At 75.2% G+C, this 6,000-nt stretch carries 6 protein-coding genes; all 6 read left to right on the forward strand.

Going from position 1 to position 6,000, the window contains the following annotated elements; all coding sequences use genetic code 11:
• Positions 1–205 precede the first annotated feature (205 nt).
• Positions 206–1,252, forward strand: a complete 1,047-nt coding sequence (gene hypE / locus AB0D67_RS13075; RefSeq protein ID WP_362933308.1) for a hydrogenase expression/formation protein HypE — start codon at positions 206–208, stop codon at positions 1,250–1,252.
• A gap of 114 nt (positions 1,253–1,366) precedes the next feature.
• Positions 1,367–1,810 carry a hypothetical protein gene (locus AB0D67_RS13080; RefSeq protein ID WP_362933311.1) on the forward strand — a complete coding sequence of 148 codons (444 nt, stop codon included), beginning with the start codon at positions 1,367–1,369 and terminating at the stop codon, positions 1,808–1,810.
• A gap of 391 nt (positions 1,811–2,201) precedes the next feature.
• Positions 2,202–2,387 carry a hypothetical protein gene (locus AB0D67_RS13085; RefSeq protein ID WP_362933314.1) on the forward strand — a complete coding sequence of 62 codons (186 nt, stop codon included), beginning with the start codon at positions 2,202–2,204 and terminating at the stop codon, positions 2,385–2,387.
• Positions 2,388–2,540: 153 nt separating this feature from the next.
• Complete coding sequence (gene crtI / locus AB0D67_RS13090) at positions 2,541–4,010, forward strand: phytoene desaturase family protein (RefSeq protein ID WP_362933317.1); 1,470 nt, start codon at positions 2,541–2,543, stop codon at positions 4,008–4,010.
• On the forward strand, positions 4,007–4,906 hold the full coding sequence (locus AB0D67_RS13095) for a phytoene/squalene synthase family protein (RefSeq protein WP_362933320.1): 900 nt from the start codon (positions 4,007–4,009) through the stop codon (positions 4,904–4,906). Before crtI ends, AB0D67_RS13095 begins: the two co-directional genes overlap by 4 nt.
• 138 nt (positions 4,907–5,044) lie before the next feature.
• Positions 5,045–6,000, forward strand: a 956-nt coding sequence (gene plsX / locus AB0D67_RS13100; protein WP_362933323.1) for a phosphate acyltransferase PlsX, incomplete at its 3' end; no start/stop codon positions are given.

Below are 6,000 nucleotides of genomic sequence, written 5' to 3' on the forward strand. Positions count from 1 at the left end.
AGCCGGCGAGGCGGCGCGTCCCGGCCACCGGGCGGACTCCCCGGCTCCGGGTTCCGGGAAGCCGGCAGGTTCCCGGGGACCTGAGGCCTCCGGGAAGCCGGGAGGTTCCCCGGGACCTGAGATCTTCGAGAAGCCGGGAGGTTCCCCGGGACCGGGGGTCTCCGGGGGGCCGGGGGAGAGGGCGGAGCGGGACCGCGAGGCGCTGGTGCTGGAGCGCATCGAGCGGGCGCGCCGCCGCCCCGCCCGCGTCCGGGAGGACCGCGTCACCCTCGCGCACGGCGCGGGCGGCAAGGCGACGCACACCCTCGTCGAGGCGGTGTTCCTGGAGGAGTTCCGCAACCCGCTGCTGGAACCCCTGGAGGACGGCGCGGTCTTCGACGGCCTCGCCCTCACCACCGACGCGTTCGTGGTGACGCCGCTGTTCTTCCCGGGTGGCGACATCGGCGACCTGGCCGTCAACGGCACCGTGAACGACCTGGCGATGTGCGGGGCCCGCCCCCGCTACCTGTCGGCGGCCTTCGTCGTCGAGGAGGGCTTCCCCGTCTCCGACCTGCGGCGGGTGACCGCCTCGATGGCGGCGGCGGCGCGGGCGGCGGGCGTGTGGATCGTCACCGGCGACACCAAGGTCGTCCAGCGGGGCAAGGCCGACGGCTGCTACATCACCACCGCCGGGGTGGGGACGATGGACCGCCCGGTACGGCTCAGCGCCGCCGCGGCCCGGCCCGGGGACGCGGTCATCGTGTCCGGCCCGATCGGCGAGCACGGCGTCACCGTCATGATCGCCCGCGGCGAGCTGGACATCCAGGCCGACCTCGCCTCCGACACCGCGCCCCTCAACGGGCTGACCGGGCGGCTGCTGGACGCCTGCGGCGACGGCCGGGTGCGCTGCCTGCGCGACGCCACCCGCGGCGGGGTGGCGACCGTCGTCAACGAGATCGCCGGAGCCTCCGAGGTCGCGGTCGTGCTCGACGAGGACGCGATCCCGGTGCGGCCCGCCGTACGCGGGGCGTGTGAGCTGCTGGGCCTCGACCCGCTGTATGTGGCGTGCGAGGGCCGGATGGTCGTCGTGGTCGACGGGGAGGCCGCGGACGCGGCCCTCGCCGCGCTGCGCTCCGACCCGCTCGGCTCCGGCGCGGCGGTCATCGGGCGGATCGCCGACGACCCGCCGGGGCTGGTGCTGCTGCGGACGTCCTTCGGCGGCACCCGCATCGTCGACCTGCTGGTCGGCGACCCGCTCCCGAGGATCTGCTGACGACCCCGCCGGAAGCCCGGGACCACGGATCCCAGGGCCCCGGAGTGCAGGGGCCGGGGGGCCGGAACCCATCGAGAACCTGCTGATCGACCGAGACCCACGGGGGTGGCGGACATGGGAAGACACCGCGAGAAGCGACAGGACACGGCACGGGACGGCGGCCCCTCCGGCCCAGCCCCCGGTGGCGCCGTCCGGCACGGCTTCTCACCGGCCGTGGGCCGGGCGAGCGAAGAGGTGGTCCAGGCGGGCGACCGCGCCTGGGGACCCCCGCCGGAGGGCCTGGGACCGGAACGGGAGGCGTCGCGGGCGGAGCGCGAGGGGATCTCCTCTACCGAGCCCGCCCCCGTGGGGCCGATGGGCGTCGGCGTCAGCGAGACCCGCGGCCCCGAGGAGCTCGCGGCCCGGGAGCGCGAGCAGGGCCGCCGGGAGGCCGGCGTCGACGAGCGGACCGGCAGGCCGTACGGAGCCTCCGAACCGGAGGACGCCACCGGCGTCGCACCGCAGAAGACGGCCGAGAAGGAGAGCCCCTACCTGCCGCCGGGCGACCAGGCCGGCTGACGGCCCGGCCCGTCCGGCCCGCGGCTCGTTTCGCGTGCGGTCCTTCTCCGGAAACGCCGGTTCCCCTTTCCGGAGAAGGACCGGGCGTCCCGGTGGATCCGGGGCCCGTAAAGAAGAATTGACGGAATCCGCCCCGGGTGATCACGTCACCCTGTGTGTCGCACTCCTCCTTCTCCGTGGTGACCTGCATAGAGTTGTCGGGGTGGAACCGAGCGTGAGTGGCAGGAAAAACGGCGAAGGCGCCATTGTCATGATCTCCTCGCGGGTCCGTAAGGGATGTGAAGAGGAATACCGCCGATGGCAGGAGAGGACGAACGAGGCCGCTCGCCGTTTTCCCGGGTTCGAGCGCACGGAGACGTATCCGCCCGGCTCCGGCGAGCAGAACACGTGGATGGTGGTGTTCCGTTTCTCCAGCCCCGGCCAGCTGAACGCCTGGCTGGACTCCGACGTGCGGCGCGGCCTGCTGGAGGAGGGCAGGGCGTTCCTGGAGGAGCGCGCCGCCAGAGCGGAGACCGCCGGTCCGGACGCTGTGGGGCCGGACGCCGTCAGGCCGGACGGCCTCGCCGGCGGCGGATGAAGGTTTCGAATCTTCGCCGCGAATGCGCATCCGGACACGCTCCCGTTCCCGAAGTCATCTTCACCGACGCAGAGGAGCGATGCCCATGGCCACCGGCACCCGCGAGACCGACCACCGCACCGGCGCCCCGCCGGGAACGGCCGGGGGCGCCCGATGAGCGGGGCGGGCGGGACCGTGGTGATCGGCGCGGGGCTCGGCGGCCTCGCCGCGGCGATGCGGCTGGCCGGCGCCGGGCGTGACGTCACGGTCGTGGAGGCCCGCGACGTGCCGGGCGGCTGCTGCGGGACCGCGAGCCTGGACGGCTACCGCTTCGACACCGGGCCGTCGGTGCTGACCATGCCGGAGGTGCTGGCCGACGCCTTCGCCGCGGCCGGCGAGGACATGGAGAGCCGCCTGCCGCTGCGCAGGCTGGACCCGTACTACCGGATGCGCTACCACGACGGCACCCGCCTCGACGTGGTCCCCGGCGAGGACGCCATGATCGAGCAGGTCCGCGCGCTGTGCGGGGCGGCCGAGGCCGACCGCTACCGGCGGTTCCGAGCCCGTCTCGGCGAGCTGTTCGCCGCCGAGTGGCCCGCCTTCATCGACCGCGACATGACCCGGCTGCGCCACCTCGTCCGGCCGCTGGTCCTGGCCCGGCTGGCCGCGCTCGGCGGCTTCCGGCGGCTCGACGGCCTGGTGCGCTCCCACCTCACAGACGACCGCCTCGTCAGGGCGCACACCTTCCAGGCACTCTACGTCGGGCTGTCCCCGCAGCAGGCCCTCGGGATCTACGCCGTCATCGCCCACATGGACACCGTCGGCGGCGTCTTCTTCCCCCGGCACGGCGGCATGCACGCCATCCCGCAGGCCATGGCCGCCGCCGCGGAGAAGGCCGGAGCCCAGATCAGGTACGGCACGCGGGCGCTGAAGGTCGAGACGGACCCGTACGGCGTCTCCGCGGTCCGGCTCGACACCGGCGAGAGCCTCCCCGCCCGGCACGTCGTCGTCGCCTGCGACCTGCCCGCCGCCCACGACGGCCTGCTGCCGAAGACGGCGGGCGACTGGCGGCTGCGCCGTCCCCGCTACTCGCCCTCCTGCCTCGTGCTGCACGTCGGCCTCGACCGGCGGCTGGACGACCAGGCCCACCACACCCTGCACTTCGGCCGCGGGTGGCGCTCGACGTTCTCCGCCCTCGCCGCCGGACGTCCGCAGCCCGACCCCAGCCTGCTGGTCACCTACCCCGCGACCGACACCGCCGCCGCGCCCGCCGGCCACGCCACGCTGACCGTGCTGGAACCGGCGCCCAACCTGGACGGCGGAGCCGACTGGGACCGCCTCACCCCGCAACTGGAGGACCGCCTGCTGGGCAGGATGGCAGACCTCGGCTACGGCGACCTGTCCGGCCGTCCCCGCCTCCGCTTCGACCCACCCGCCTGGGCCCGGCTCGGCCACTCGGCCGGCACCCCCTTCGCCCTGGACCACCGCTTCTCCCAGACCGCCTGGTTCCGTCCGGCCGGAGCCGCCAGGCGGGTCCCCGGCCTGCACTTCGCCGGCATGCACACCGCGCCGGGCGTCGGGGTGCCGCCGGTGCTGATCTCCGGCCGGCTGGCCGCCGAACGCATCCTGGAGAGCCCCCGATGACCCTCACCCGCAGCTACGAGCTGTGCCGCAGGCTCAACGCCCGGCACGGCCGCTCCTACTACCTGGCGACCTTGCTGCTGCCCGCCTGGAAACGCCCCCACGTCCACGCCCTGTACGGCTTCGCCCGCTACGCCGACGAGATCGTCGACTCCTTCACGATGACCGGTGACCGGGCCGCCGCGCTGGACGCCCTCACCGACCGGACCTCCGCCGCGCTGGCCGGAGAGCCGGTGGACGACCCGATACTGCCGGCGTTCGCCCAGACCGTCCGCTCGTTCGGCGTCGACCACGCCGACGTCCACGCCTTCCTGCGGTCGATGCGCGCCGACCTGACCGTCACCCGCTACGCCACCTACACCGACCTGCTCGACTACATGGAGGGCTCGGCCGCGGCCATCGGCACGATGATGCTGCCCGTCCTGGAGGCCCTGCCCGGCGCCGCCGAGAAGGCCCGCGAGCCCGCCCGCCAGCTCGGCCTCGCCTTCCAGCTGACCAACTTCCTGCGCGACGTCGCCGAGGACATCGCCCGCGGCCGGGTCTACCTGCCGCTGGAGGACCTCGACAGGTTCGGCGTCTCCGTCGACGACCTGCGGCGGCCCGCCCCCACTCCCGCCCTGCGCGAGCTGCTGGCCTTCGAGGCGGACCGGGCGCACGCCCACTACCGCCTCGCGCTGGAGGGGATCGACCTGCTCGTCCCCTCGTCGAGGCCGTGCATCCGCGCGGCCTACGAGCTGTACGGCGGCATCCTCGGCCGGATCGAGGCGGCCGGCCACGACGTGCTGCGCGCCCGCGTGGCCGTGCCCCGCCGCCGCAGGGTGGCGATCTTCACCCGGCACCTGCTCGCGGCGTCCGCCGCGGACCGGGCCGAACGCCGGGTCACCGTACGAATGCCCTGAACCGGGTGGCCGTCCCGGGCCGGGCGGGCACCTCGACCCGGGTGGTGACGCCGGCGGAGCGGGCCGGCTCCGGGCCCGGCGCCATCGCCCGGCCGCCGAGCCGGACAACGACATGACACCCCCGCGGAGGAGAACGTGATGCCCCAGCCTGTCGCCGTCGACGCCATGGGCGGAGACCACGGACCGGCCGAGACGGTCGGCGGGGCCGTCACGGCCACGCGCGAGTACGGCGTCCCCGTCGTGCTCGTCGGCCGCGCCGGGGAGATCCGCCGCGAGCTGGCACGCCACGGCGCCGCCGGCGAGATCGGCGTGGTGCACGCCGAGGACGTCGTCCCCATGGCCGAACGGGGCGCCGGAGCCGTCAGCACCGCCGCCTCCGAGGTCTCCGCCACCTCCAGCCTCGGCGTGGCCTGCCAGCTCGTACGGCAGGGCACGGCCTCGGCGCTGGTGTCGGCCGGCTCCACCGGCGCGGTCGTCTCGTGCGCCATCCGGGGCATGGGCCGCGCCCCGAACGTGCTGCGCCCGGCCCTGGCGATCGCCCTGCCCACGACGTCCGGCGGCGCGACCGTGCTGATCGACGCCGGCGCGACCTCCGACCCCACGCCCGAGATGGTCGCCCAGTTCGCGCTGCTCGGCGCCTCCTACGCACGGCTCGTGCTCGGCGTGGCCGACCCGTCCGTGGGCCTGCTGTCGATCGGCTCCGAACCGGGCAAGGGCAACCGGCTGACCCGCCGGGCGGGGGAGCTGCTGCCGGCCCTGCCGCTGCGCTTCCACGGCAACGTCGAGGGTCACGACGTGCTGGCCGGGACGGTCGACGTGGTCGTCACCGACGGCTTCACCGGCAACGTCGTGCTCAAGAACGTCGAGGGCTCCGTCCGCGCCACGCTCGCCCTGGTGGCGCGGACCGGCGCCGCGGCACCCGAGGCGCTGCGCGAGGTGGCCCGCCTCTACGACCCCGAGACCCACGGCGGCGCCGCGCTGCTCGGCCTCACCGGCACCGTCGTGGTCGCGCACGGCGCGTCCCGGGCGGCCACGGTCGCGTACCGGCTCGTCCATCCGGGAGACGTGGGCGCCGTAGACGCCGCACAGCTCCG

Source organism: Streptosporangium sp. NPDC048047 (assembly GCF_040653115.1).
Taxonomy (GTDB): Bacteria; Actinomycetota; Actinomycetes; order Streptosporangiales; family Streptosporangiaceae; genus Streptosporangium.

Excerpts from the sequence above, each read along its gene's own strand:
- AB0D67_RS13080 (WP_362933311.1), top strand. The coding sequence starts at position 1,367 with ATGGGAAGACACCGCGAGAAGCGACAGGACACGGCACGGGACGGCGGC.
- AB0D67_RS13085 (WP_362933314.1), top strand. The coding sequence starts at position 2,202 with ATGGTGGTGTTCCGTTTCTCCAGCCCCGGCCAGCTGAACGCCTGGCTG.
- crtI (WP_362933317.1), top strand. The coding sequence starts at position 2,541 with ATGAGCGGGGCGGGCGGGACCGTGGTGATCGGCGCGGGGCTCGGCGGC.
- AB0D67_RS13095 (WP_362933320.1), top strand. The coding sequence starts at position 4,007 with ATGACCCTCACCCGCAGCTACGAGCTGTGCCGCAGGCTCAACGCCCGG.